The 25,041-nt window shown below is 60.2% G+C and carries 21 protein-coding genes; 7 read left to right on the top strand and 14 right to left on the bottom strand.

Annotated elements, in window-relative coordinates; all coding sequences use genetic code 11:
* Positions 1–12: 12 nt before the first annotated feature.
* Complete coding sequence (locus tag AO388_RS02115) at positions 13–2,733, top strand: nitrate reductase (RefSeq protein ID WP_003433038.1); 2,721 nt, start codon at positions 13–15, stop codon at positions 2,731–2,733.
* A gap of 10 nt (positions 2,734–2,743) precedes the next feature.
* Positions 2,744–3,505 (top strand): uroporphyrinogen-III C-methyltransferase, encoded by a 762-nt coding sequence (gene cobA / locus AO388_RS02110; RefSeq protein WP_058415994.1) that lies wholly within the window; start codon positions 2,744–2,746, stop codon positions 3,503–3,505.
* Positions 3,506–3,592: 87 nt separating this feature from the next.
* Here the strand turns inward: cobA and AO388_RS02105 are convergent, their stop codons facing one another.
* The 8 genes from AO388_RS02105 to ppsA form a co-directional block, all read right to left on the bottom strand.
* Positions 3,593–4,627: an OmpA family protein gene (locus tag AO388_RS02105; protein WP_003366856.1), complete on the bottom strand. Its 1,035-nt coding sequence runs from the start codon at positions 4,625–4,627 to the stop codon at positions 3,593–3,595.
* Positions 4,628–4,732: 105 nt separating this feature from the next.
* Complete coding sequence (gene sigX, locus AO388_RS02100) at positions 4,733–5,323, bottom strand: RNA polymerase sigma factor SigX (RefSeq protein ID WP_003315686.1); 591 nt, start codon at positions 5,321–5,323, stop codon at positions 4,733–4,735.
* A gap of 82 nt (positions 5,324–5,405) precedes the next feature.
* Positions 5,406–6,230 (bottom strand): mechanosensitive ion channel family protein, encoded by an 825-nt coding sequence (locus AO388_RS02095; RefSeq protein ID WP_003315687.1) that lies wholly within the window; start codon positions 6,228–6,230, stop codon positions 5,406–5,408.
* 2 nt (positions 6,231–6,232) lie between these two features.
* Entirely contained in the window at positions 6,233–6,481 is a 249-nt protein-coding gene (locus AO388_RS02090; protein WP_003433041.1) for a hypothetical protein, read from the bottom strand.
* An 86-nt stretch (positions 6,482–6,567) separates the two neighbouring features.
* Positions 6,568–7,563 (bottom strand): zinc transporter ZntB, encoded by a 996-nt coding sequence (locus AO388_RS02085; RefSeq protein ID WP_003366851.1) that lies wholly within the window; start codon positions 7,561–7,563, stop codon positions 6,568–6,570.
* Between the two features lie 11 nt (positions 7,564–7,574).
* Positions 7,575–8,063, bottom strand: a complete 489-nt coding sequence (gene rraA / locus AO388_RS02080) for a ribonuclease E activity regulator RraA (RefSeq protein WP_003366849.1) — start codon at positions 8,061–8,063, stop codon at positions 7,575–7,577.
* Between the two features lie 98 nt (positions 8,064–8,161).
* Positions 8,162–9,151 (bottom strand): alpha/beta fold hydrolase, encoded by a 990-nt coding sequence (locus AO388_RS02075; protein ID WP_058415993.1) that lies wholly within the window; start codon positions 9,149–9,151, stop codon positions 8,162–8,164.
* Between the two features lie 189 nt (positions 9,152–9,340).
* The gene (gene ppsA, locus AO388_RS02070) at positions 9,341–11,716 is read right to left on the bottom strand and encodes a phosphoenolpyruvate synthase (protein ID WP_003433045.1); all 2,376 of its coding nucleotides are present in this window, start codon (positions 11,714–11,716) and stop codon (positions 9,341–9,343) included.
* A gap of 221 nt (positions 11,717–11,937) precedes the next feature.
* Between ppsA and ppsR the strand changes: the two genes are divergently transcribed.
* Positions 11,938–12,756 (top strand): posphoenolpyruvate synthetase regulatory kinase/phosphorylase PpsR, encoded by an 819-nt coding sequence (gene ppsR, locus AO388_RS02065; RefSeq protein WP_003347114.1) that lies wholly within the window; start codon positions 11,938–11,940, stop codon positions 12,754–12,756.
* A 31-nt stretch (positions 12,757–12,787) separates the two neighbouring features.
* Here the strand turns inward: ppsR and prpF are convergent, their stop codons facing one another.
* From prpF to AO388_RS02040, 5 genes are all read right to left on the bottom strand, one after another.
* Positions 12,788–13,978 carry a 2-methylaconitate cis-trans isomerase PrpF gene (gene prpF, locus AO388_RS02060; protein WP_003433046.1) on the bottom strand — a complete coding sequence of 397 codons (1,191 nt, stop codon included), beginning with the start codon at positions 13,976–13,978 and terminating at the stop codon, positions 12,788–12,790.
* 136 nt (positions 13,979–14,114) lie between these two features.
* Positions 14,115–16,703 carry a Fe/S-dependent 2-methylisocitrate dehydratase AcnD gene (acnD, locus tag AO388_RS02055; protein ID WP_003433048.1) on the bottom strand — a complete coding sequence of 863 codons (2,589 nt, stop codon included), beginning with the start codon at positions 16,701–16,703 and terminating at the stop codon, positions 14,115–14,117.
* Between the two features lie 69 nt (positions 16,704–16,772).
* A complete protein-coding gene (prpC, locus tag AO388_RS02050) occupies positions 16,773–17,900 on the bottom strand; it encodes a bifunctional 2-methylcitrate synthase/citrate synthase (protein ID WP_003433049.1) in 1,128 nt (375 codons plus the stop codon).
* Positions 17,901–17,968: 68 nt separating this feature from the next.
* Positions 17,969–18,862: a methylisocitrate lyase gene (prpB, locus tag AO388_RS02045; protein ID WP_003433051.1), complete on the bottom strand. Its 894-nt coding sequence runs from the start codon at positions 18,860–18,862 to the stop codon at positions 17,969–17,971.
* The gene (locus AO388_RS02040) at positions 18,859–19,578 is read right to left on the bottom strand and encodes a GntR family transcriptional regulator (RefSeq protein ID WP_003433052.1); all 720 of its coding nucleotides are present in this window, start codon (positions 19,576–19,578) and stop codon (positions 18,859–18,861) included. Before AO388_RS02040 ends, prpB begins: the two co-directional genes overlap by 4 nt.
* A 297-nt stretch (positions 19,579–19,875) precedes the next feature.
* On the opposite strand from AO388_RS02040, the gene rloA reads away from it, so the two are divergent.
* From rloA to pabB, 4 genes are all read left to right on the top strand, one after another.
* Entirely contained in the window at positions 19,876–20,412 is a 537-nt protein-coding gene (gene rloA, locus AO388_RS02035; RefSeq protein WP_003366834.1) for a retropepsin-like aspartic peptidase RloA, read from the top strand.
* Positions 20,413–20,416: 4 nt separating this feature from the next.
* Complete coding sequence (rloB, locus tag AO388_RS02030) at positions 20,417–21,952, top strand: osmotic stress tolerance membrane protein RloB (RefSeq protein ID WP_003433053.1); 1,536 nt, start codon at positions 20,417–20,419, stop codon at positions 21,950–21,952.
* Positions 21,952–22,929: an alpha-L-glutamate ligase-like protein gene (locus tag AO388_RS02025; protein ID WP_161428781.1), complete on the top strand. Its 978-nt coding sequence runs from the start codon at positions 21,952–21,954 to the stop codon at positions 22,927–22,929. Before rloB ends, AO388_RS02025 begins: the two co-directional genes overlap by 1 nt.
* Positions 22,930–23,004: 75 nt before the next feature.
* Positions 23,005–24,348, top strand: coding sequence for an aminodeoxychorismate synthase component I (pabB, locus tag AO388_RS02020; protein WP_003433055.1), 1,344 nt, complete (start codon positions 23,005–23,007; stop codon positions 24,346–24,348).
* Positions 24,349–24,391: 43 nt separating this feature from the next.
* On the opposite strand, the gene thrH is transcribed toward pabB, so the two are convergent.
* A complete protein-coding gene (gene thrH, locus AO388_RS02015) occupies positions 24,392–25,009 on the bottom strand; it encodes a bifunctional phosphoserine phosphatase/homoserine phosphotransferase ThrH (protein WP_003366824.1) in 618 nt (205 codons plus the stop codon).
* Positions 25,010–25,041 lie beyond the last annotated feature (32 nt).

The raw sequence follows: 25,041 nt of genomic DNA, 5'->3' as shown, positions 1-25,041 counted from the left end.
GGCTGCCTGCGCATGAACAGCCTTGCCCTCCACACCCCCCGGGTCACGGCGTCTACCTGCTGCTATTGCGGCGTAGGCTGCGGCGTACTGATCGAACATGACGGCGAGCATATTCTTGGTGTCAGCGGCGACCCGAAGCACCCGGCCAACTTCGGCAAGCTGTGCAGCAAAGGGTCGAGCCTGCACCTGACCGGCGACATTGAAGCCCGCGCGCTGTACCCGGAACTGCGCCTGAGCAAGGGCCTGGCGCGCAGCGTCACCGATTGGGATACCGCGCTGGAGCATGCGGCCAATGTGTTCGCCGAGAGCATTCGCGAACATGGCCCCGACAGCGTTGCCTTCTACATTTCCGGCCAGTTGCTGACCGAAGACTACTACGCGTTCAACAAACTGGCGCGCGCACTGATCGGCACCAACAATATCGACAGTAATTCACGGCTGTGCATGTCATCGGCCGTGGCTGGCTACAAGCGCAGCCTGGGTGCCGATGCCCCACCGTGCAGCTATGAAGATATCGAACTGAGCGATTGTGTGATGATCGTCGGCAGCAACATGGCGTACGCACACCCGATTCTGTTTCGCCGTCTGGAAGAGGCAAAAAGCCGTCGTCCGCAGATGAAACTCATCGTCATCGATCCACGACGCACCGACACCTGCGAACTGGCCGACCTTCATCTGGCGATTCAGCCCGGCACGGACGTCGCGCTGTTTCACGGCATCCTTCATATACTGATGAACGAACGGCTGATCGACCCGGCGTTCATTGCCGCGCACACGCAGGGCTATGAGGAACTGGCCACGCTGGCCCGTGACTACCCACCTGAATACGTGGCCGCCCTCTGCGGCATTACTCTGAAACAGCTGCACACCTGCGCCCGATGGATGGGCGAAGCGCCGGCTTTTCTGTCGCTGTGGTGCATGGGGCTGAATCAGTCCACGGCCGGCAGCGCGAAAAACAGCGCGCTGATCAACCTGCACCTGGCGACCGGACAGATTGGCAAACCCGGCGCAGGTCCCTTCTCGCTCACCGGCCAGCCCAACGCCATGGGCGGACGTGAAACCGGCAGTCTGTCCAACCTGTTGCCTGGCCATCGCGACGCGGCAAATCCTCAGCATCGTCAGGAGGTTGCAGACTACTGGGGCGTCGATAGCCTGCCTGCCAATCCCGGCCTTTCAGCCATCGAACTGTTCGAGCAATTGCAGAATGGAACGATCAAGGCCCTGTGGATTGCCTGCACCAACCCGGCACAGTCACTGCCCGACCAGAACCGCATCAGGCAAGCGCTGGAAACCTGCCCGTTCGTGGTACTCCAGGAGGCCTTCAAGACCACCGAAACCGCGCGTTATGCCGATCTGTTGCTGCCTGCTGCCAGCTGGGGTGAGAAAGAAGGCACGGTGACCAACTCCGAACGACGCATCTCCAACGTGCGCAAAGCTATTCAGGCGCCCGGCGAAGCGCGCTCCGACTGGGCGATCACCGTGGATTTCGCCCAGCGCCTGCAAAAACGCCTGCAACCCGGCGCACCCGCGCTGTTCGACTTCGCTACACCCAAAGCCTTGTTCGATGAGTTCAAGGGCCTGACGGTCGGGCGCGATCTGGACATGTCAGGAATCGACCGCGAGCTCATCGATCAGCAGGGTCCGCAACAATGGCCCTTCCCGCGTGGCGCCAGCAGCGGCACGCCGCGCCTGTACAACAATGGCATCTTTCCCACCGATTCAGGCCGGGCGCAGTTTCTGTCCGAACCTTACATCGCCGCCAGGGAAGTGCGCGATGCCGACTACCCGCTGACGCTCAACACCGGCAGACTGCGCGATCAGTGGCACGGCATGAGCCGCACCGGCACTGCTGCCCGCCTGTTCGGGCATGTCAGTGAAGCGGTGCTGAGCCTCAATCCGCAGGACATGCTCAGCCATGACCTGCAGCCCGGCGACCTGGTCAAACTGATCAGTCGACGCGGCGAGCTGCTGTTGCCGGTCGGCAGTGAGGACAGCGTTGCAGTCGGCCAGGCTTTTGTGCCGATGCATTGGGGCGACAGGTTCCTCAAGGGGGGTGTCAACGTTCTCACCCAGCCAGCCTTCGACCCGGTTTCGAAGCAACCGGAACTCAAGAACGCCGGCGTCAGGATCGAAAAAGCCCGACTGCCCTGGCAGTTCTTTGCGCTGGTCGAGGGCAACGTGCAGCAACGGATGGAAAAGCTGCGCCCCTTGTGCGACACCTTCACCTATCTGAGCATGAGCCTTGCCGGACGCGAGCGACCGGCGCTGGTGATACGCGCCGCCAGCGCAGCAGCACCCGATTCAGCGCTGCTGCAGCAGATTGATCAAGTACTGGGCCTGGATGAAGGACCGGTCATGGCGTATGACGACCCCAAACGCTCGATCGGCAAACGGGTACGGATCGACGGCGAACGTATTACTGCTGTTCGCCTGGCCGGTGAAACACTCGCCCGGCATTGGCTGCAGACGTTGTGGCTGGAAGAGCGCGTTGAGGCTTCGTTGCGGCGCTGGCTGTTGGCACCGTTGAGCAGCGAACCGGGCAAAGACTCGACACAGCCTCGCGACAAGACCTTGTGCAACTGCATGAACGTCAGCCAGAGCGCGGTAATGAGCGCTATCGAGCGTGGCCTGGACCTGAATCAACTCAAGACACAGTTGGGCTGCGGCACCCAGTGCGGCTCCTGCGTGCCGGAAATAAGACGACTGATCCATACCGTGGCGGTTACAGAATGAGGAATGCGGCATGAGCGCAAAAGTATGGCTGGTGGGCGCGGGCCCAGGCGACCCCGAACTGCTGACTCTCAAGGCAGTACGTGCCCTGGCTGAAGCCGACGTGGTGCTGATCGACGATCTGGTCAACCCCGCAGTGCTGGAACATTGTTCGGGAGCACGGGTCATCGCGGTCGGCAAGCGCGGCGGTTGTCGTTCGACGCCGCAAGCGTTCATCCATCGCCTGATGCTGCGCTACGTACGTCAGGGCAAATGTGTCGTTCGCCTCAAAGGCGGCGATCCGTGCATCTTCGGACGTGGCGGTGAAGAGGCTCAATGGCTACAGGAGCGCGGTGTCGCCGTGGAGCTGGTCAACGGCATTACAGCGGGTCTTGCCGGTGCAACACAGTGCGGCATTTCGCTGACCCTGCGCGGTATAAGCCGTGGCGTAACGCTGGTCACCGCCCACACTCAGGACGACAGCACCCTCAACTGGCAGGCACTCGCGCAAGGCGGAACCACCCTGGTGGTTTACATGGGCGTGGCGAAACTGGCGGAAATTCGCGAGAGTCTGCTGGCAGGCGGAATGAGTGGCGAGATGCCGGTGGCGATGATCGAGAACGCTTCGCTGCCGTGGCAGCGCGAATGCCGCAGCACCCTGAATGCCATGCAACAGGACGCAGCCGCTTTCCAGTTGAAGAGCCCCGCCATCCTGGTGATCGGTGCGGTTGCCGCGTACAACAATGAGCTGGTCGATCAAACCCTGATGGACCTCGCGCAGTTGAATGCCGGCTGACCCCAGGCTCGTCTGAGCAGACGCCCCGCCAAATCGCAGGCAAAGAAAAGCCCGGCCTAAGCCGGGCTTTTCAGTACAAGCGGCTAATTACTTAGCTTGAGCTTCTACTTCTGCTTCTACGCGACGGTTAACTGCGCGGCCAGCTTCAGTTGCGTTGTCAGCAACTGGACGGGATTCGCCGTAACCAACCGAGTTTACGCGGTTAGCGCCAACACCGTACTGGTTAACCAGAACCTGTTTAACGGCGTTTGCACGACGCTCGGACAGTTTTTGGTTGTAAGCGTCAGGACCGACGGAGTCAGTGTGACCTTCAACAGTGGTGGTGGTCTGTGGGTACTGCTGCATGAAGTCAGCGAGGTTCTTGATGTCGCCGTAGCTGTTAGGCTTGACTACGGATTTGTCGAAATCGAACTTCACGTCCAGCTCAACACGAACCACTTCGGCAACTGCTGGGCAGCCATCAGCGTCAACGGTAACGTTGGCTGGGGTGTCCGGGCACTTGTCGACGTTGTCGCACACGCCGTCGTTGTCGCTGTCGGAGCACACTTCAGCTACTGGAGCTGGTGCTGCTTCAACTTTCTTGCTGCCGCCGCCGAAGTTTACACCGATACCGACGCTAGGCGCCCACTCGGTGTTGCCTTGGTCGATGTTGTACTGAGCTTCAACGCCTGCACGGGCATAGAAGTTGTCAGTGAAGTACAGCTTGGCGCCGCCGCCGATGTTGGCGAAGGTGGAACCGTCACGGCCACGGCGAGCGTCTTGACCGATGCTCTGGTCAGAGAAACCGGCAGATACGTATGGACGCAGCATGTCGCCTGGGTTGTTGAAGTGGTACAGAGCGTCCAGAGCAGTGTCTGCGCCCTTGATGTTCTTGCCGCTGTCGCTACGGACGTTGTGGACTTCGTCGTAGCCCAGACGCAGCTCAACATCGTCAGTCAGGAAGTAGCCAACGGAGCCGCCGAACAGGTTGCCGTCGTTTTTGAAGTTACGATCGCTGTCGTAGTACTCTTTCTTGGCGAAGCCTTCGATTTCGACCGCGCCTTGGCCTTGAGCCAGAGCGCCGAACGAAGTTGCGGCAACAATAGTACCAATGGCCAAGCCCAAGGTGTTTTTCAGTTTCATCCGTTAAATCCCCATCTGATGATTATTAAGCAGTCCCACACAGGGGGACAACTCAGCGGCAAGTCTACCAGACCTTGCCAGTTTGTTAGAGATATTTGCACCGTATTAAGTTTCGGCGATTCCCGCAAATTTCTCTCGTAATTTATCTAAAGCCCGCTTGTAACGCATTTTCGTTGCGCTCAAGCCCATGTGCATGATGTCAGCGATTTCCTGGAATTCAAGTTCTGCTACAAACCGCAGCACCAGAATCTCCCGATCGATCGGGTTCACATACACAAGCCAGCGATCAAGTCCGCCCCGTTCTTCAGGTTTGGGCGCCTTTTCTTCCGACGCTTCCTCAAGTGGATCCAGACTCAGCGCGTCCATCAAGCGACGCTTACGCCGTTCCTTCCTGTACTGCGTGATGCATTCATTGTAGGTGATGCTGTACAGCCAGGTTTTAAATTTAGATTTACCTTCAAAATTTTTCAACCCATACAACACTTTAAGCATCACCTCCTGACAGACATCGTCAGCATCGCGATCGTTCCCCAGATAACGTGCACAGACGTTAAAAAGTGTTCTCTGGTAACGGCGCATCAATTCTTCGTAGGCCCGCGTCACATTGAACAGCTCAACGTGGGCGCGCGCAACCAGCTCCTCATCTGAGAGCTCGCGTGGATCGTAGCGCGTCGAAAACGGTTGAGGTTTATTCAAAACAAATCTTGCCGACAGTCAGGTCAGTGTCCGCCATGGCCTGTATCGGCAACCTGGCGGCATACATTAGCAGGTTAACCGCTTAACGGCTGCTTACTCTCTGCTCGAGCAGGATGCGATTGGAAAACGACACCAGCTCCCCCTCGTCTGTCAGCAGCGTTGTCTTGACCGTACCGATTTCCTCGATCTGCCCTTCCGTATCGCCTATCTGTACCTGTTGGCCGACCTGAAACAATTCGCGGACGTAGATTCCGGCAATGATCTGCCCGGCAATTTCGCGACTTCCGAGGCCCAGGGCAAGCGCCACTGTCAGACCAACGGTAATCAACGCAATCACAATAACGTGGTTCAGCAGGTCGGTCTTGACCTCGAGCTGGCTGATGGCGACCGAAATACTGATGATAATGACCAGCCCCTGGGCAATTCGCCCCAGGCCGGCAGAGTAGTCGATCCCTACACCTTCGGCAGCACCGCGCACCAAACCATTGACCAGTTGCGCCAGCAGCACACCGACCAGCAGCACCAGCGCGGCACCAAATACCTTGGGCAAATACAGCGCCAGCATGTCCAGCGTCGCTGAGACCCGCTGCAGGCCCAAAGATTCAGCGGCCGATACGAGAAAGATAAGCAGAACGAACCAGTAGACGACCTTGCCGATCAGCGTGGAGACCGGCACCTTGACGCCAGCGCGGCCGATGATCTTGGTCAGGCCGGTACCGCCGACCAGACGATCAAGGCCCAGTTTGGCCAGTAATTTGGAAAGCAGTGCGTCGAGCAGTTTGGCGACGACAAAACCGAGCAGCACCACAACCAGGGCGCCGAACAGGTTGGGAATGAAGTTTGCGACTTTGGTCCACAATGCAGTCATTGCAGCAAGAAGGCTCTGGGTCCAGAGATTCAATTCCATGCTCAATCAGCCTTATCGAGAGAACGCGCACCGTTCGAGGTGCGACGAGAAACGGGAGAGACGTGGGCCGAGCCGTTGTTCACGGCGATCATCAGCGCCTCCGACCAGCGGCCCAGCAACCCGAACAACACACCGGCGCCGACCTGGCGATTGGCGGTTTTCAGGACGCGCCCCAGACATGCGTCATCATCCCGGCTGGAGGATGAAGAATTGAGCATGTCGCGTAAAGATTCTTCAAACGGATCGTGCATCAGGCACCTCACGTAATGTCATTCAAAGACGCGACGCGAAAACAACAAGTCACACAGGCTCGCCAAATAACCATCACAGGCCCGCCCTATACCCAACGCAAACGGCGGAACAACCACCACTGCCCTGCGCCCAGCGCGACGATCAGCAGACAGGCCACCAGGAAGCCGTACGAACTGCTCGAACCCGGAATGCCGCCAACATTAATACCCAGCAGACCGGTGAGAAAACTCATCGGCAGAAAGATACAGGTAATGATCCCGAAGCGGTACATGGTGCGGTTCATGTGCTCGCGCAGGCGCCGGTCCTCGGACTCCAGCAGCAGCCCCACCCGCTCGCGGGTCAGCTCAAGCTCTTCCAGGTAACGGGTCAGGCTGTTGTTCAGCTCATTCCAGTAGTCAGCGTCGTCATGCGCAAACCAGGACAACTTGATGCGTGAAAGCTGGCCATAAATATCCCGCTGCGGCCCGAGGAACCGGCGCAGGCCGGCGGCGCGCCGACGAATATGCAGCAGCTTGCCGTGCTCGGGGCTGTACCATTCGTCGGCATCGTTCTTTTCTTCCTCTTCATCGACCGATTCGGTCAGCTCACCCACCAGATCCTGAACCTTGTCGGTGAGGTGCTGCGCCAGGTGCAGGATCAGCTCCGAGGCGCCCTTCGGGCCTTTGCCCTGCCCCAGCAGCTCAATCAGCTCCTCGGTGGCACGCAACGGACGCAGGCGCAGCGAGATGACTCGCTGCGCGGCGGCGAAGATACGCACCGAGACCATGTCTTCAGGTTCCGCACCGGGATTCAGATTCACGCCGCGCAGAAACAGCAGCAGCTCCTGCTCCGGCAACGGCAGCAAACGCGGCCGGGTGTTCTCTTCCAGCAACAGGTCGCAGGCAAACTCGCTCAGACCGCTGCCGGTGCGCAACCACGCATGTGTCTGCGGGTGACTACGGTCCCAATGCAGCCACAGGCTTTCTTCTGGCTGCAATGCAAGGTCCTGCAACTCGGTTCGAGCGATGAAACGCGCCCCACCTTTACCGTCCAAAACGAGGGCATGAACCAGCCCCCACTGCGCGTTTGCTTCATCGAACATGGATACTTCGCTTATTCCGGCATGGTCAGGGGTGATGGGGAAATGATGACGCCATTGTTGTCGGCATACAGGTACTCACCCGGGCGGAACGTCACGCCGCCAAAGGTCACCGGCACATTCAGTTCGCCTATGCCGCGCTTCTCGGTTTTCTTCGGATGACTGGCGAGCGCCTGGACACCCAGGTCGGTCTGGGCGATGACATCCACGTCACGGATGCAGCCGTAGATCAACATGCCTTCCCAGCCGTTCTTGGCAGCCTTGTCTGCCAGCATGTCACCCAGCAACGCGCAACGCAGCGAACCACCGCCGTCGACGACCAGCACCTTGCCCTTGCCGTCGAGCTCGACCTGCTCCCTGACCTTGGAGTTGTCCTCGAAACATTTCAGCGTGACGATCTGGCCACCAAACGAATCGCGGCCGCCAAAATTGCTGAACATCGGCTCCACGACCTGGATCAGGTCCGGATAGGCGTCACACAGATCGGGGGTGAGGTAGTGCATGGGTCAACTCCTGTCATCGGCTATGGGGTCGCGATTGATACAGACGATTTATTGAAACAGACACGACCGGATCAGCATAACCATAGCGACTTTACCGGCTAACTGCCTACCGCGACCTGAAACTCTGCAACCTGTTCAGGAACGGAACGCTCACCCAGCCACTCGATCACTCGCGGCCAGACCTGCTGCTGCGCAGCCTTGCTGACCAGCATCTGCACATGGTCGAAATCCTCGCTGAAGCCGTATTCGCGGCCCAGGCAGAGGAATTGCCTGTGTGCGCTGCCGATCTGCTCGAACAGTTCACGGCAAGCCCACACCGGGTCCTGCTGGTCGCCGGCCGCAGCGACAGCCAGAAGCGGTACCTGAACCGCGCTCAACCCTGCCCACCAGTTGTTGTCACGCTCGCCGAAACGCCCGAACAGCCCGTGCCAACGCATGCTTTCCAGAACCAGACCGATCGGCTCGTCTTCCGGCCCGCGCTTGAAACGCGGGCCGGAAATATGCTCGAAGGACCTCAGCAGCAACTTCGCAGACCATTGCAGTGGCGGGACTTTCAGCGGCCAGTAGGTGCGGCTGACCTGGCTGCCGAACAGCGCCACGGACGCCGCAGTATCAGCACCCAGATACTGACCGCCTAAGGCTGCCGCCAGGCTGGTGCCGCCCAGCGAATGGCCGATCCAGTGCGGTATCTGCCCGCTTTGCTCGACGACGAATGCGGCAATGGCTGGCAAATCGAAACGCGCGTAGTCCGCCACGCAATTGCTGCGATAACTCAGGTTGCGAGCCGACAAGCCATGGCCGCGCATTTCGGGAATCCACACGTCATAGCCGGCCCGCGCCAGATACGCACCCAGACCGATGCCCTTGGGCGAATACCAGAAACGCCGGTTGGAAAAGCTGCCATGCAGCAGTATGACTGGAGTACCACGCACATCGGGCTGATCGGCGAGCCCTAGCCGGGTCACCGCCAGTTCGACACTGGCGTCGGGACTGTTGGCAGGTTTGAGACGGTAGACGTCCTCGACCAGATCGCCACGACGCTCGGCGCTGATCAAGGCAACGGGAAAAAGCTGGCTGCTGCTCTGCATATCACTCTTTATCTGGCTTGACAGACGGGATGAAACCACGCGCTCCGGGATCTCGCGATGCGCCATAAAAAAGGCGGCTTCCGAAGAAACCGCCTCATTCAAACACCTGAACCACATGACGGCTCAGGCCGCGTTCGCGTCACACGGCGGCCCGCTCCTGCGAGGACCGCGCCTCAGGCGAGCCGCCTGTCAGACAGGCGACTGTGCTTCGGCGAGGAAGAACCAGGTCTCCAGTACCGAGTCGGGGTTGAGCGACACACTCTCGATGCCCTGATCCATTAGCCAGCGCGCCAGATCCGGGTGATCGGAAGGCCCCTGCCCACAGATGCCGATGTACTTGCCGGCCTTGTTGCACGCCTGAATGGCGTTGGACAGAAGCTTCTTGACCGCCGGGTTACGTTCGTCGAACAGGTGGGCGATCACGCCGGAGTCACGGTCGAGACCGAGTGTCAGCTGGGTCAGGTCGTTGGAGCCGATGGAGAAGCCGTCGAAGTACTCAAGGAACTCTTCCGCCAGAATCGCGTTGGACGGCAGTTCGCACATCATGATGATGCGCAGGCCGTTTTCGCCACGCTTCAGGCCGTTGGCGGCCAGCAGATCGATCACCTGACTCGCCTCGCCCAAGGTACGGACGAACGGCACCATGATCTCGACGTTGGTCAGGCCCATCTCTTCGCGCACACGCTTGAGCGCACGGCACTCCAGCTCGAAACAGTCACGGAAGTTCTCACTGATATAGCGCGACGCACCGCGAAAGCCCAGCATCGGGTTTTCTTCTTCGGGCTCGTAAAGCTTGCCGCCAATCAGGTTCGCATACTCGTTGGACTTGAAGTCCGAGAGGCGCACGATGACCTTTTTCGGCGTGAACGCGGCGCCCAGGGTGCTGATACCCTCGACCAGCTTGTCGACGTAGAAACCGACCGGATCATGGTAACCGGCGATGCGCTTGTCGACGCTTTCCTTGATTTCCGGTGGCAGCACCGAATAGTTGAGCAACGCCTTGGGGTGCACGCCGATCATGCGGTTGATGATGAACTCCAGACGCGCCAGACCCACCCCGGCATTGGGCAATTGGGCGAAATCGAAGGCACGGTCCGGATTGCCGACGTTCATCATGATCTTGAACGGCAGATCAGGCATTGCATCGACCGAATTGGTCTTGATGTCGAAGCCCAGCTCGCCTTCGAAGATGTAACCGGTGTCGCCCTCAGCGCAGGAGACCGTGACGCCCTGGCCATCCTGAAGGGTCTGCGTGGCGTTACCGCAACCAACCACTGCCGGGATGCCCAGTTCACGGGCGATGATCGCCGCGTGGCAGGTACGACCGCCACGGTTGGTGACGATTGCACTGGCGCGCTTCATCACCGGCTCCCAGTCCGGGTCGGTCATGTCCGACACCAGCACGTCGCCGGGCTGGACCTTGTCCATCTCGGACACGTCCTTGATGATGCGCACCTTGCCCGCGCCGATGCGCTGACCGATGGCACGGCCTTCGACCAGCACCTTGCCGGTCTCCTTGAGCAGATAGCGTTCCATGACGTTGGCCGATGCACGGCTCTTCACCGTTTCCGGACGCGCCTGGACGATGTACAGCTTGCCGTCGTCACCGTCCTTGGCCCACTCGATGTCCATCGGGCACTTGTAGTGCTTTTCGATGATCATCGCCTGTTTGGCCAGTTCGGACACTTCGGCATCGCTCAGACAGAAACGCGCGCGATCGGCAGGCTCGACGTCGATCACCTTGACCGAACGACCGGCCTTGGCTTCTTCGCCGTAAATCATCTTGATCGCCTTGCTGCCCAGATTGCGACGCAGGATCGCCGGGCGGCCAGCCGCCAGCGTGTCCTTGTGCACGTAGAACTCGTCCGGGTTGACGGCGCCCTGCACAACCGTCTCGCCCAGGCCGTAAGCACCGGTGATGAACACCACGTCGCGGAAGCCGGACTCGGTGTCGAGGGTGAACATGACACCGGCCGTACCGGTTTCGGAGCGCACCATACGCTGCACGCCCGCAGACAGCGCGACCAGCTTGTGGTCGAAGCCCTGGTGTACGCGGTAGGAAATTGCACGGTCGTTGAACAGTGAAGCAAAAACTTCCTTGGCGGCACGGATCACGTTCTCGACGCCGCGGATGTTCAGGAAGGTCTCCTGCTGGCCGGCGAACGACGCATCCGGCAAGTCTTCGGCAGTTGCGGAGGAACGCACGGCCACAGCCAGGTTCGGATTACCCGCAGACAGCTCGGCAAACGCAGTACGAATCTGGGCGTTGAGCTGCTCGGGGAACTCGGCTTCCATGATCCACTGACGAATCTGCGCACCGGTGCGGGCCAGCGCGTTGACATCGTCGACGTCAAGGGCGTCCAGCGCAGCATGGATCTGCTCGTTGAGGCCGCTGAGCTCGAGAAAGTCACGGTAGGCCTGGGCGGTAGTCGCGAAGCCGCCGGGCACCGACACACCAGCACCTGCGAGGTTGCTGATCATCTCGCCGAGGGACGAGTTTTTGCCCCCCACGTGCTCTACATCATGGACGCCGAGCTTATCGAGGGAAACTACGTACTCTACCAAGGTGATCTCTCCACTAACTGTGTTTGTTGTTGGGAAAAGCTCATTCACCTGCGCCACATGCGGTGTGGCTTCAGGCGTGTCTGCCCGGACGTACAGATCGGGCGTTGAAAACCGTGCTTCAAAACCAGGTGTGCAAAAAAGCTGCACCTGCGGGCTCTCATGGCAGGCCAGCACGCCTATGATAGCCAGAATTCGTCAACTGCTTAAGGCCTGGGGCAAAAATGAAACGATCCGCTTTTTTCATCTCGGACGGCACGGGTATCACCGCCGAAACCCTGGGCCAGAGCCTGTTGGCACAATTTGAAAACATTACGTTCAACAAGTTCACCAGGCCCTATATCGACAGTGTCGAGAAGGCGCGGGCGATGGTACAACAAATCAATAATGCCGCCGACAAGGACGATGTGCGGCCGATCATCTTCGACACCATCGTCAATCAGGACATTCGCGAGATTCTGGCGACGTCCAATGGCTTCATGATTGATATCTTTTCGACCTTCCTGGCCCCGCTGGAGCAGGAGCTTAGTTCACACTCGTCCTACTCCGTGGGTAAATCGCATTCCATCGGGCATAACTCCAATTACATGGAGCGCATCGAGGCGGTCAACTTCGCGCTGGACAACGATGATGGCGCACGGACGCATTATTACGACAAGGCCGACATTATCCTCGTCGGCGTCTCGCGCTGCGGCAAAACCCCGACCTGTCTGTACATGGCCATGCAGTTCGGTATCCGGGCCGCCAACTATCCGCTGACCGAAGATGACATGGAGAGGCTGCAGCTGCCTGCGGCGCTCAAGCAGCATCGCGAAAAGCTCTTCGGCCTGACCATCGACCCGGACCGTCTCACCGCGATTCGCCACGAGCGCAAGCCCAACAGCCGCTACTCCAGCTACGCGCAGTGCGAATTCGAGGTGCGCGAGGTGGAAAGCCTGTTCCGCCGCGAGAACATCGCGCACATCAACTCCACGCATTTTTCGGTGGAAGAAATCTCCGCCAAGGTGCTGGTCGAAAAAGGCGTGGAGCGACGTTTCAAATAGACGCTGCGGTCACCCCGCCAAACTGATCACTTCACTCGCCTGACTGCGGCACACGTACCCAGCCTTCCATCAGCACTCGGGCGCTGCGGCTCATCAGGGCCTTGGTGACTTTCCAGTCACCGCCCTCCTGAACAGCCTGGGCGCCGACTCGCAAGGTGCCGGAGGGATGGCCAAAGCTGACCGCACTGCGCGCCTGACCGCCAGCGGCCAGATTGACCAGCGTGCCCGGAATGGCTGCTGCCGTACCGATGGCTACCGCAGCCGTACCCATCATCGCGTGGTGCAGCTTGCCCATCGACACGGCGCGCACCAGCAGCTCGATATCCTGCGCAGCGACAGGCTTGCCACTCGACGCCAGGTAATCGGCAGGCGCCGCTACAAAAGCCACTTTGGGTGTGTGCTGGCGTGCGGCAGCTTCATCGATGTTGCCAATCAGGCCCATCCTCACCGCACCGTAGGCGCGGATGGCCTCCAGACGGGCCAGCGCCTGCGGGTCAGCGTTGATATCGCCCTGCAACTCAGTGCCGGTATAGCCGATGTCAGCAGCGTTGACAAAAATCGTCGGAATGCCGGCATTGATCATGGTCGCTTTCAGAAGGCCGATACCGGGCACTTCTAGATCGTCCACCAGATTGCCAGTGGGGAACATCGAGCCGCCCGCGCCCTCTTCGTCCGCCGCCGGGTCAAGAAACTCCAGTGGCACTTCGGCTGCCGGGAAGGTCACGCCATCCAGCTCGAAATCGCCGGTTTCCTGCACCGCGCCGTTGCTGATCGGCACATGGGCGATGATGGTCTTGCCGATGTTGGCCTGCCAGATACGCACCACCGCAACGCCGTCCTGCGGAACGCGGTCAGGGTCGACCAGACCGCTCGTAATCGCGAATGGCCCCACGGCCGCTGACAGGTTGCCGCAATTGCCGCTCCAGTCGACAAACGGCTTGTCGATGGACACCTGGCCGAACAGGTAATCGACATCGTGGTCGGGCCTGCTGCTGCGCGACACAATCACGCTCTTGCTGGTACTCGACGTCGCGCCGCCCATGCCATCGATCTGCTTTTCATAGGGGTCAGGGCTGCCGATGACTCGCAGCAGCAACGCATCCCGCGCCGATCCCGGAGTCTGTGCGGCTTCAGGCAGGTCCGTCAGCCTGAAAAACACACCCTTGCTGGTGCCGCCACGCATGTAGGTGGCCGGGATGCGGATCTGGGGTAAATGAGCCATGAATTCGTTGTCCTGTTCAAAGAGCGCGCTGCGCGCTCAAAATCGGACGCAGAGCGTCCAGAACTGCATGCCCACGCGGAGCATGGGCACGATAGTGCTCTTGCGCACGCTTATCGTTCTTCACGCTCAAGCGTAGCTACGATGCAGTAGCCTCCAGAAAATCCTGAGCAAAACGCTGCAACACGCCGCCCGCCTCATAAATAGAAAGCTCTTCAGCAGTGTCCAGACGGCATGTCACCGGCACCTCGACGCGTTCGCCGTTACGGCGCTGAATCACCAGCGTCAATGTCGCGCGCGGTGTGCGCTGGCCGATCACATCGAAGGTTTCGCTGCCATCGATACCCAGAGTCAGACGGCTGGTGCCGGGCTTGAACTCCAGCGGCAGCACGCCCATGCCGACCAGGTTGGTGCGGTGAATACGCTCGAAACCTTCTGCAGCAATCGCTTCGACGCCCGCCAGCCTGACGCCTTTGGCCGCCCAGTCACGGGACGAGCCCTGCCCATAGTCGGCACCGGCAATAATGATCAACGGCTGCTTGCGCGCCATGTAGGTTTCGATGGCTTCCCACATGCGCGTGACCACGCCTTCGGGTTCGATGCGGGTCAGCGAGCCTTTCCTGACCTTGCCATCGACCACTGCCATCTCGTTGACCAGTTGCGGGTTGGCAAAGGTCGCGCGCTGGGCGGTCAGGTGGTCGCCCCGATGGGTCGCATAAGAGTTGAAGTCTTCTTCCGGCAGTCCCATTTTCGCCAGGTACTCGCCCGCCGCACTGTCGAGCATGATCGCGTTGGACGGCGACAGGTGATCGGTGGTGATGTTGTCCGGCAGCACGGCGAGAGCCCGCATGCCCTTGAGCGTACGTTCTCCGGCCAATGCGCCTTCCCAGTAGGGCGGGCGACGGATGTAGGTGCTCATCGGACGCCAGTCGTACAGCGGCTCGACCTTCGGCCCGCTGTGCTCTTCGATGGCAAACATCGGGATATAAACCTGACGGAACTGCTCGGGCTTGACCGACGCCTGCACGACCGCATCAATCTCTTCATCGCTCGGCCAGATGTCCTTGAGACGGATTTCCCGGCCCTCGGCGACGCCCAGCACATCGTTTTCTATATCGAAGCGGATGGTCCCGGCAATGGCATACGCCACCACCAGGGGCGGCGAAGCCAGAAAGGCCTGTTTGGCATAGGGGTGAATACGCCCGTCGAAATTACGGTTACCGGACAAGACCGCCGTGGCGTACAGGTCGCGGTCGATGATTTCCTGCTGGATCAGCGGATCGAGCGCGCCGGACATGCCATTGCAGGTGGTGCAGGCAAAGGCCACGACGCCGAAACCCAGTTGCTCCAGCTCCGAGGTCAGCCCTGCTGCGTCCAGGTATAGCGCCACGGTTTTCGAGCCGGGTGCCAGCGATGATTTCACCCACGGCTTGCGCAGCAGCCCCAGGCGGTTGGCGTTGCGTGCCAGCAGACCGGCGGCAATGACGTTGCGCGGGTTGCTGGTGTTGGTGCAACTGGTGATCGCCGCGATGATCACCGCGCCGTCGGGCATCTGCCCCGGCACCTCGTCCCATTGCCCGGCAATACCTCTGGCCGCCAGATCGGCGGTGGCAACCCGCGCATGAGGGTTGGAGGGGCCGGCCATGTTGCGCACCACACTGGACAGGTCGAAACTCAGCACCCGCTCGTAGTGCACCTCGCTGAGGCTGTCCGACCAAAGGCCAGTGTGCCGGGCATACAGCTCGACCAGTTTGACCTGCTCGTCCTCGCGCCCTGTCAAACGCAGGTAGTCGATGGTTTGCGAGTCAATGGAGAACATCGCCGCCGTCGCGCCGTATTCAGGCGCCATGTTGGAGATCGTCGCCCGGTCGCCCAGGGTCAGGCTCGACGCGCCTGCGCCATAGAACTCCAGGTAAGCGCCAACCACCTTCTGTTGGCGCAGGTATTCGGTCAGCGCGAGCACTACGTCGGTGGCGGTGATGCCTGGCTGGCGGCGCCCGGTCAGTTCGACACCAATGATGTCCGGCAGGCGCATCCACGAGGCGCGCCCGAGCATGACGTTTTCGGCCTCGAGCCCGCCGACGCCGATGGCAATCACGCCGAGGGCGTCGACGTGCGGCGTGTGGCTGTCCGTGCCCACCAGCGTGTCGGGAAAGGCTACGCCGTCGAGCACCTGCACCACCGGCGACATTTTCTCCAGATTGATCTGGTGCATGATGCCGTTGCCCGGCGGGATCACTTCGACGTTCTTGAACGCCTGCTTGGTCCAGTCAATGAAATGAAAACGGTCTTCGTTGCGACGGTCTTCAATGGCGCGGTTCTTGGCGAACGCCTGCGGGTCGTTACCGTCGGACTCCACTGCCAGCGAGTGGTCGACGATCAATTGCACCGGAACCACCGGGTTGACCAGCGCAGGATCGCCACCCTGCGAAGCGATCGCGTCGCGCAGTCCGGCAAGGTCGACCAACGCGGTCTGACCCAGAATGTCGTGGCAGACCACACGTGCCGGGAACCAGGGAAAATCCAGATCACGCTTGCGCTCGATGAGCTGGGTCAACGAGGCATTCAAGGTCGCCGGATCACAACGGCGCACCAGGTTCTCGGCCAGCACCCGCGAGGTGTAGGGCAGCGTGGCATAGGCGCCGGGCTTGAGCGCCTCGACGGCCGCCCGAGCGTCGAAATAATCCAGTCGGGTGCCAGGGAGCGGTTTGCGAAATTCACTGTTCATTGCGGGACTCGATCACGGAGTGTTCGGAATACGGGTGGGGAGCTCGTCGGCGGCTCCCCTGCCCCCTTTTCAGCGCTGTTCCAAGGGTACGAACGCGCGCTGTTCGACGCCGATGTACTCGGCGCTCGGGCGAATGATGCGGTTATTGGCACGCTGTTCGAAAACGTGAGCGGCCCAGCCGGTCAGGCGTGAGCAGACGAAGATCGGGGTGAACAGCTTGGTCGGGATGCCCATGAAGTGATACGCCGACGCATGGTAGAAGTCGGCGTTGGGGAACAGTTTCTTCTGCTCCCACATGACCTTGTCGATGGCCTCGGAAACCGGGAACAGCACCGTATCGCCCACTTCGTCAGCGAGTTTCTTCGACCAGCCCTTGATCACCTCGTTGCGCGGGTCGGACTCCTTGTAGATCGCATGGCCAAAGCCCATGATCTTTTCCTTGCGCTCCAGCATGCCCAGCGTGCCTTTGGTGGCCTCTTCAGCCGAGGCGAAGCGCTGAATCATTTCCATTGCAGCCTCGTTGGCACCACCGTGCAGCGGGCCGCGCAAGGTGCCGATGGCGGCTGTGACGCAGGAATACAGGTCCGACAGCGTCGACGCGCAGACGCGGGCGGTGAAGGTCGAGGCATTGAATTCGTGCTCGGCGTACAGAATCAGCGAGACGTCCATGACCTTGCGGTGCAGTTCGCTGGGCGCCTTGTCGAGCAACAGGTGCAGAAAATGCCCGCCGATGGAGTCTTCTGCGGAGGTGCAGTCGATACGCTTGCCGTCATGACTGAAGCGATACCAGTAGCACATGATCGCCGGGAACGCTGCGAGCAGACGGTCGGTTGAGTCGCGCTGCTGATCGAAGCTGCGCTCCGGCTCCAGGGTGCCGAGCATGGAGGCACCCGTGCGCATGACATCCATCGGGTGAGTGTCGGCGGGTATGCGTTCCAGCACTTCCTTCAAGGCCTGCGGCAGATCGCGCAGGCCCTTGAGTTTGTCCATATAGGCAGACAATTCGGCTTTATCAGGCAGTTCGCCGTACAGCAGCAGATAGGCAACTTCTTCAAAGCGAGCTTCGGCGGCCAGATCGCGCACATCATAGCCACGATAGGTCAGCCCGGCACCGGCCATGCCCACCGTGGACAACGCCGTCTGCCCGGCCACCTGCCCGCGTAGTCCGGCACCACTCAATACTTTTGCTTCAGCCATGGTTTTCTCCAATTTTGTTTTTGTGTGACTGGACGCGGAGCGCGGGGACGAGTGTCAGCCTGCCCCTTTCAGCCCTTCTTCTGCGCGAACAGCGCATCCAGCTTCTGCTCGAATGTGTGGTAATCGATCGCGTCATACAGCTCCATGCGCGTCTGCATACTGTCGATCACGTTTTTCTGGCTGCCGTCACGGCGGATCGCGCCGTAGACATTTTCCGCAGCCTTGTTCATCGCACGGAATGCGGAAAGCGGGTACAGCACCAGCGACACGTCCGCCTCGCGCAGCTCATCGACCGTAAACAACGGCGTGGCGCCAAACTCGGTGATGTTGGCGAGGATCGGCACACCTGCACGGTTGGCGAATTGCTTGTACATTGCCAGTTCGGTGATGGCCTCGGGGAACACCATATCCGCGCCGGCTTCAATACAGGCAGCGGCACGCTCCAGCGCCGACTCCAGCCCTTCAACCGCCAACGCATCGGTACGCGCCATGATCACGAAGCTGTCGTCAGTCCGGGCATCCACGGCAGCCTTGATCCGGTCGACCATTTCCTGCTGAGAGACAATTTCCTTGTTGGGACGATGCCCGCAACGCTTGGCACCCACCTGATCCTCAATGTGAATCGCCGCCGCTCCGGCCTTGATCATCGAGCGCACGGTACGCGCCACATTGAAAGCCGAAGAACCGAAACCGGTGTCGACATCCACCAGCAACGGCAGGTCGCAAACGTCGGTGATACGCCGCACATCGATCAGCACGTCTTCAAGACCGGTGATTCCCAGGTCCGGAATGCCCAGTGATCCCGCCGCGACTCCGCCGCCAGATAGATAAATGGCCTTGAACCCGGCACGTTTGGCGAGCAGTGCGTGGTTGGCATTGATCGCGCCGACCACTTGCAGCGGCTGTTCGCTGGCGACTGCGTCGCGGAAACGCTGGCCGGGAGTGCTGTTGTTATGACTCATTGCGTACCTCGGTCGGAAGTCGTCTGGGAAGCCGCCTGATAATGGCGCTCGATGTTGCGTCTGGACGCGCCGATATGGCGGCGCATCAACAATTCGGCCAGCTCACCGTCGCGGTCGGCGATAGCGTCGAGAATGCGGTGATGTTCGGCAAAAGCCTGGCGAGGCCGGTTGGGCGTGGTGGAATACTGAATGCGGTACATGCGCACCAGCTGGTAGAGCTCACCACAGAGCATCTGGCTGAGGGTGCGATTGCCGCTGCCCTGGATGATGCGATAGTGAAAGTCGAAATCGCCCTCTTGCTGGTAATAGCCGATACCTGCCTGAAAGGCGGCATCGCGCTCATGGGTATCCAGAACGCCGCGCAGCTCGTCGATTTCGGCCTGGGTCATGCGTTCGGCGGCCAGACGACAGGCCATACCCTCCAGTGACTCGCGAATTTCATAGAGTTCGATCAGTTCGGCATGACTGAGCGACACCACCCGGGCGCCCACATGCGGCACACGAACCACCAGTCGCTGCCCTTCGAGCCGGTGAATCGCTTCGCGCAGCGGCCCGCGACTGATGCCATAGGTGCGAGCCAGTTCCGGCTCGGAAATCTTGCTGCCGGGGGCAATCTCGCCTTTCACGATAGCCGATTGAATGCGTCGGAAAACGTTCTCGGAGAGGGTTTCCGAGTCGTCGGCAACCGTCATTGTTTTTTCGACCACATTCAGCATTGTCGACACCTCATGGCTATATGCGCTCAAATCTAGTCATATTTAGTCAATCCGTCAAAGCCAAACCCAGCATTGTCGACAATCAGTCAAAGCGGGTGAACTCTGCTCGACAACGCAACCTGAACAGCTACACAGGTTGATCACTGGCAGCCGCAGGGCTTCATGCTAGAATGCGTCGCGTCCGTACAGCGCGCTCCGCAGCGGAGCCAGCGACTGCGAACCGCCTGCCCTACTATCATCAGGTCAATTCCATTTGCGCCCTGACCCTGAAGTTGTTCGCTCATCGCGCCAGGATTTATGAGACTGACTACCCTCCCCACACTGCTCAGCCTTCTGTTTTTGCCCGGCCTGACCCTGGCCGCCAACAAGACAGTCTATGGCCTCAACGAATACGCCCGGCTGATCGAAATCGATATCGAGATCGCCGCCAAGCTCGACACCGGTGCCAAGACCGCCTCGCTGAGCGCCCGCGACATCAAACATTTCAAGCGCGATGGCGAAAGCTGGGTGCGTTTCTATCTGGCCAGCGACAGCAAGCATGTACACCCCATCGAACGCCCCCTGGCGCGGGTCAGCAAGATCAAGCGGCGTGCCGACGATCTCGACCCGGATGACGACAATCGCTATTCGTCACGCCCGGTGATCAGCCTCGATATCTGCATGGGTGAATCTTTACGCACCATAGAAGTGAACTTGACTGACCGAAGTGCTTTCCAATACCCGCTTTTGATCGGCTCCGAAGCCTTGAAACGCTTTGATGCGCTGGTCGATCCAAGTCTTAAATATGCGGCAGGGAAGCCCGGCTGCGCTTCCGTCGCTCAAAACGCAGAGTAAATCCATGCGCTCTCTTACACTCCATCTGAAGATCCTGATCACTGCCCTGGTGACCCTCGGCATCGCGATCACGGCCTATCAGATTCTGGCGCTGGGCATACCCGTCAGCGAAGACGAAACCGATGACCTGTGGAATATCGACGCCAAAGTCGAATTCGTCGCCAATCCCAAGGATTCGGTGAAGGTACAGATGTTCGTGCCGCCGCTCGCCCACGACTACATCAGCCTCAATGAAAGCTTCATCTCGAACAATTACGGCGTCAGCGTCAACCGCGCCGACGGCAACCGCAAGGTCACCTGGTCGGCCCGTCGCGCCACCGGCAACCAGACCCTCTACTACCGACTGGTGCTGACCAAGCGTTACAGCGGTGAAAAACCCAAGGTCAAAGGGCCTATCTTTCGCGACAGCATGACCGTCGAAGGCCCGGAAAAGATCGCCGCCGAAGCACTGCTGGCGCCCATTCGCCAGCATTCGGCGGACGTGGAGACCTTCATTACCGAGGCCATCAAGCGCGTCAACAACCTGAATGACGATAACGTCAAACTGCTGCTGGCCGGTGATAACTCGGCGTCCAACAAGGCTCGGGTCACCGAACTGCTGCTGTCGATCGCCCACGTACCGCTGGAAAAAGCCCACACCATTCGCCTGGATGCCGAGCAGCAGACGCCGGAACTCTGGCTGCGCAGCTTCAACGGCAAGGAATGGCTGTACTTCAATCCCGACACCGGTGAAGCCGGCCTGCCGGATGACCGCCTGCTCTGGTGGACCGGCGAGGAAGGCCTGGTCAGCGTCGAAGGCGGCAAGAAGGTGCAAGTCACGTTCAGCCTCAACAACAGTGAAATGAACGCGATGCGGCTCGCCAAACTGACCGATGCCAGCACCGATTCGGACTTCCTGGCCTATTCGCTGTACGGCTTGCCGCTGCAAACCCAGCAGACCTTCATGATCATGGTCATGATCCCGATTGGCGTGCTGGTCATCCTGATCCTGCGCAACCTGATTGGCCTGCAGACACTGGGCACCTTCACCCCCGTGCTGATTGCGCTGGCATTCCGTGAAACGCAACTGGGCTTCGGCATTGCACTGTTTACCGTGATCACGGCGCTGGGCTTGTCCCTGCGCTCGTATCTGGAGCACCTGAAACTGCAAATGCTGCCGCGCCTGTCGGTGGTACTGACCTTCGTCGTGGTGCTGATCGCGGCCATCAGCCTGTTCAGCCACAAGCTCGGGCTGGAGCGCGGCCTGTCGGTTGCGCTGTTCCCGATGGTGATTCTGACCATGACCATCGAGCGCCTGTCGATCACCTGGGAAGAGCGCGGTGGCAGCCATGCCATGAAGGTCGCCATCGGGACGCTGTTCGCCGCGTCGCTGGCGCACCTGATCATGAGCGTGCCGGAACTGACCTATTTCGTCTTCACCTTCCCCGCAGTGCTGCTGATACTGGTCGGCTTCATGCTGGCAATGGGCAGATACCGTGGCTACCGGCTGACCGAGCTGATGCGCTTCAAGGCATTCCTGAAAGAGGAAAAGGCCAAGTGATCGGCTGGTGGAAGACCTGGAAGGCGCTCGAAGCGCGCGGCATCATGGGCATCAATCGACGTAACGCCGACTATGTGCTCAAGTACAACAAGCGCAGCCTCTATCCGATCGTCGATGACAAGATCATCACCAAGGAGCGAGCCATCGCCGCAGGCATTCATGTGCCGGAGATGTACGGCGTGATTTCCACGGAAAAGGAAATCGACAGGCTCGACGAGATCATCGGCGCGCACCGCGACTTCGTGATCAAACCTGCACAGGGCGCAGGCGGCGATGGCATTCTGGTGATCGCCGACCGTTTCGAGGAACGCTTTCGCACCGTCTCGGGACGCATCATCAGCCACTCGGAAATCGAGCATCAGGTTTCCAGCATTCTCACTGGCCTGTATTCCCTGGGCGGTCACCGCGACCGGGCGCTGATCGAGTACCGGGTCGTACCGGACCCGATCTTCAAAAGCATCAGTTACGAAGGCGTACCGGACATCCGCATCATCGTGCTGATGGGTTATCCGGTGATGGCCATGCTGCGCTTGCCTACCCGTCAATCAGGCGGCAAGGCTAACCTCCACCAAGGCGCCATTGGCGTAGGTGTGGACCTGGCCACCGGTGTCACCCTGCAAGGAACGTGGCTGAACAACATCATCAGCAAGCACCCGGACACCACCCACTCGGTGGATGGCGTGCAATTGCCCAACTGGGACGGCTTCATGAAGCTTGCCGCCGAGTGCTACGAGTTGTGCGGCCTGGGCTACATCGGCGTCGACATGGTGCTGGACCAGGACAAAGGCCCGTTGATTCTGGAGCTCAACGCCCGTCCCGGTCTGAATATTCAGATCGCCAACGACAGTGGCCTGACCCATCGCACTCAGGCCGTCGAGGCGCGTCTGGAGCAACTGGCTCTTGAAGGACGCCACGAATCGGCGCAGGAGCGGGTCAGCTTTGTCCAGGACCTGTTCGGCCACGTGCCCGGCGCCTGAACCGACATACCGCTAGGACTGCCGCACCGGCAAGGCTACAATCGCCAGCCGCGTTTCCAAGACCGATATTCGACGATGCCGATCTGCTCGATACACCCCCTGCCCTACAGCGCCGACCCGATCGCGTTCTTTGCGCGAATCCGCGAAGCGCCGGGTGCGGTGCTGCTCGACAGCGGCAGACCAGCAGCCGTTCGGGGCCGACATGACCTGCTCAGCGCATGGCCGCTGCAGGAACTGAGCGTAACCGATGACGAGGACGGGGCTGCCTATCTCCAGCGCTTGCGCGACAGTCTCGAGGCGCTCGGCACAGCACAGCTGCCTGACGGATGCGAACTGCCCTTCGCTGGCGGCCTGATCGGTTATCTGAGCTATGAATTCGGTCGACGCCTGGAGCCTTTGCCGGATCAGGCCATTGACGACCTGCAACTGCCCGAGGCCCGTCTGGGGCTCTACGCCTGGGCGCTGATCAGTGATCATCAGGAGCAGACCAGCCAGCTGATTTTTCACCCGTCCCTGGCCACACGCGAGCGCAAACGGCTGATTGAGCTGTTCTCTGTCGATGTCCCTGAGCCGCACGCGGAGTTCCGCCTCAGCCAGCCGTTTCAAGCCAGCATCAGCGCGGATCACTATCGCCAGGCTTTCCAACGAATTCAGGCCTACATTCAGGCTGGTGACTGCTATCAGGTGAACTTCGCACAACGCTTTCAGGCGCAGTGCGCTGGTGACCCGTGGGCCGCTTATTGTGCACTGCGAGCGGCTTGCCCGACGCCGTTCGCCGGCTACCTGAGCCTGCCGGGAGCCGATGCGATTCTGAGTCTTTCGCCGGAGCGCTTCGTGCGGGTCAGCGCCCGGCAGGTCGAAACCCGCCCGATCAAAGGCACTCGCCCCCGTAGCGCGGACCCCGCGCAGGATGCCGCCTTCGCCGCCGAACTGCTGGCCAGCGAGAAGGATCGCGCAGAAAACCTGATGATCGTCGATTTACTGCGTAACGACCTGGGCCGCAGTTGCCGCATCGGCTCGGTGAAAGTCCCCGAGCTGTTCAGCCTCGAAAGCTACCCCAATGTGCACCACCTGGTGAGCAGCGTGACCGGCGAGCTGGCCGCTGGCAACGATGCACTGGACCTGATCGGCGGCAGCTTTCCCGGCGGCTCGATCACGGGTGCGCCGAAGATCCGCGCCATGCAGATCATCGACGAGCTGGAGCCGACCCGTCGCAGCCTGTATTGCGGCTCGCTGATGTACCTGGACGTGCGCGGCGAGATGGACAGTTCGATCGCCATCCGCAGCCTGCTGGTCAAGAACGGACAGATTTCCTGCTGGGGCGGTGGCGGCATCGTCGCCGATTCCGACTGCGACGCCGAGTATCAGGAAACTTTCACCAAGGTTCGTGTGCTACTGGAGACGCTTGAGGCGCTCTGAGATCCGGCTTCTGTGGGAACGAAGCGCCGGGAGTTCGCCCCGCCTAAAGCATCAGATCCCGATTCGAGGCCTTGATGAATTCCTTTTTCAGGTCATCGAACGTGTGCACCGCCGGAAACTGCGGGAATTCGCGGATCACGTTATTGGGAGCGTGGAACAGGATACCTGCGTCGGCCTCGCCCAGCATGGTCGTGTCGTTGTACGAATCACCGGCAGCAATGACCCGGTAATACAGGCTCTTGAAGGCCAGCACCGACTGACGCTTGGGGTCTTTCTGGCGTAACTGGTAACTGACCACCCGATCGGTCTCGTCAGTGATCAGACGATGACACAGCAGGGTCGGAAAACCCAGTTGACGCATCAGTGGCTGAGAGAACTCATAGAAAGTGTCCGAGAGAATCACCACCTGAAACCGCTCACGCAGCCAGTCGACAAACTCCACGGCGCCCTCCAGCGGCTTGAGGGTGCCGATCACTGCCTGAATGTCCGCCAGTTTCAGACCGTGCTCATCAAGAATGCGCAGGCGCTGCGTCATCAGCACGTCGTAATCGGGAATGTCCCGCGTGGTGGCACGCAGCGATTCGATACCGGTTTTTTCGGCAAAGGCGATCCAGATTTCCGGGACCAGTACCCCTTCGAGGTCCAGACAGGCAATTTCCACAACACACTCCTCAGACCATTCACGCTCGACGC

The organism is Pseudomonas sp. ICMP 10191 (assembly GCF_001467335.1).
GTDB classification, from domain to species: domain Bacteria; phylum Pseudomonadota; class Gammaproteobacteria; order Pseudomonadales; family Pseudomonadaceae; genus Aquipseudomonas; species Aquipseudomonas cerasi.
This window is presented reverse-complemented; position numbering and strand designations above follow the sequence as displayed.

What these genes read in the sequence shown, in the direction of transcription:
- pabB (WP_003433055.1), top strand. Translation starts at nt 23,005, where the DNA reads ATGCCGATCTGCTCGATACACCCCCTGCCCTACAGCGCCGACCCGATC.
- prpB (WP_003433051.1), bottom strand. Translation starts at nt 18,862, where the DNA reads ATGAGTCATAACAACAGCACTCCCGGCCAGCGTTTCCGCGACGCAGTC.
- rraA (WP_003366849.1), bottom strand. Translation starts at nt 8,063, where the DNA reads ATGCACTACCTCACCCCCGATCTGTGTGACGCCTATCCGGACCTGATC.
- AO388_RS02095 (WP_003315687.1), bottom strand. Translation starts at nt 6,230, where the DNA reads ATGGAATTGAATCTCTGGACCCAGAGCCTTCTTGCTGCAATGACTGCA.
- AO388_RS02040 (WP_003433052.1), bottom strand. Translation starts at nt 19,578, where the DNA reads ATGCTGAATGTGGTCGAAAAAACAATGACGGTTGCCGACGACTCGGAA.
- cobA (WP_058415994.1), top strand. Translation starts at nt 2,744, where the DNA reads ATGAGCGCAAAAGTATGGCTGGTGGGCGCGGGCCCAGGCGACCCCGAA.
- rloB (WP_003433053.1), top strand. Translation starts at nt 20,417, where the DNA reads ATGCGCTCTCTTACACTCCATCTGAAGATCCTGATCACTGCCCTGGTG.
- AO388_RS02090 (WP_003433041.1), bottom strand. Translation starts at nt 6,481, where the DNA reads ATGCACGATCCGTTTGAAGAATCTTTACGCGACATGCTCAATTCTTCA.
- AO388_RS02075 (WP_058415993.1), bottom strand. Translation starts at nt 9,151, where the DNA reads ATGCAGAGCAGCAGCCAGCTTTTTCCCGTTGCCTTGATCAGCGCCGAG.
- acnD (WP_003433048.1), bottom strand. Translation starts at nt 16,703, where the DNA reads ATGAACAGTGAATTTCGCAAACCGCTCCCTGGCACCCGACTGGATTAT.
- ppsR (WP_003347114.1), top strand. Translation starts at nt 11,938, where the DNA reads ATGAAACGATCCGCTTTTTTCATCTCGGACGGCACGGGTATCACCGCC.
- AO388_RS02105 (WP_003366856.1), bottom strand. Translation starts at nt 4,627, where the DNA reads ATGAAACTGAAAAACACCTTGGGCTTGGCCATTGGTACTATTGTTGCC.
- AO388_RS02115 (WP_003433038.1), top strand. Translation starts at nt 13, where the DNA reads ATGAACAGCCTTGCCCTCCACACCCCCCGGGTCACGGCGTCTACCTGC.
- rloA (WP_003366834.1), top strand. Translation starts at nt 19,876, where the DNA reads ATGAGACTGACTACCCTCCCCACACTGCTCAGCCTTCTGTTTTTGCCC.
- prpC (WP_003433049.1), bottom strand. Translation starts at nt 17,900, where the DNA reads ATGGCTGAAGCAAAAGTATTGAGTGGTGCCGGACTACGCGGGCAGGTG.
- AO388_RS02085 (WP_003366851.1), bottom strand. Translation starts at nt 7,563, where the DNA reads ATGTTCGATGAAGCAAACGCGCAGTGGGGGCTGGTTCATGCCCTCGTT.
- prpF (WP_003433046.1), bottom strand. Translation starts at nt 13,978, where the DNA reads ATGGCTCATTTACCCCAGATCCGCATCCCGGCCACCTACATGCGTGGC.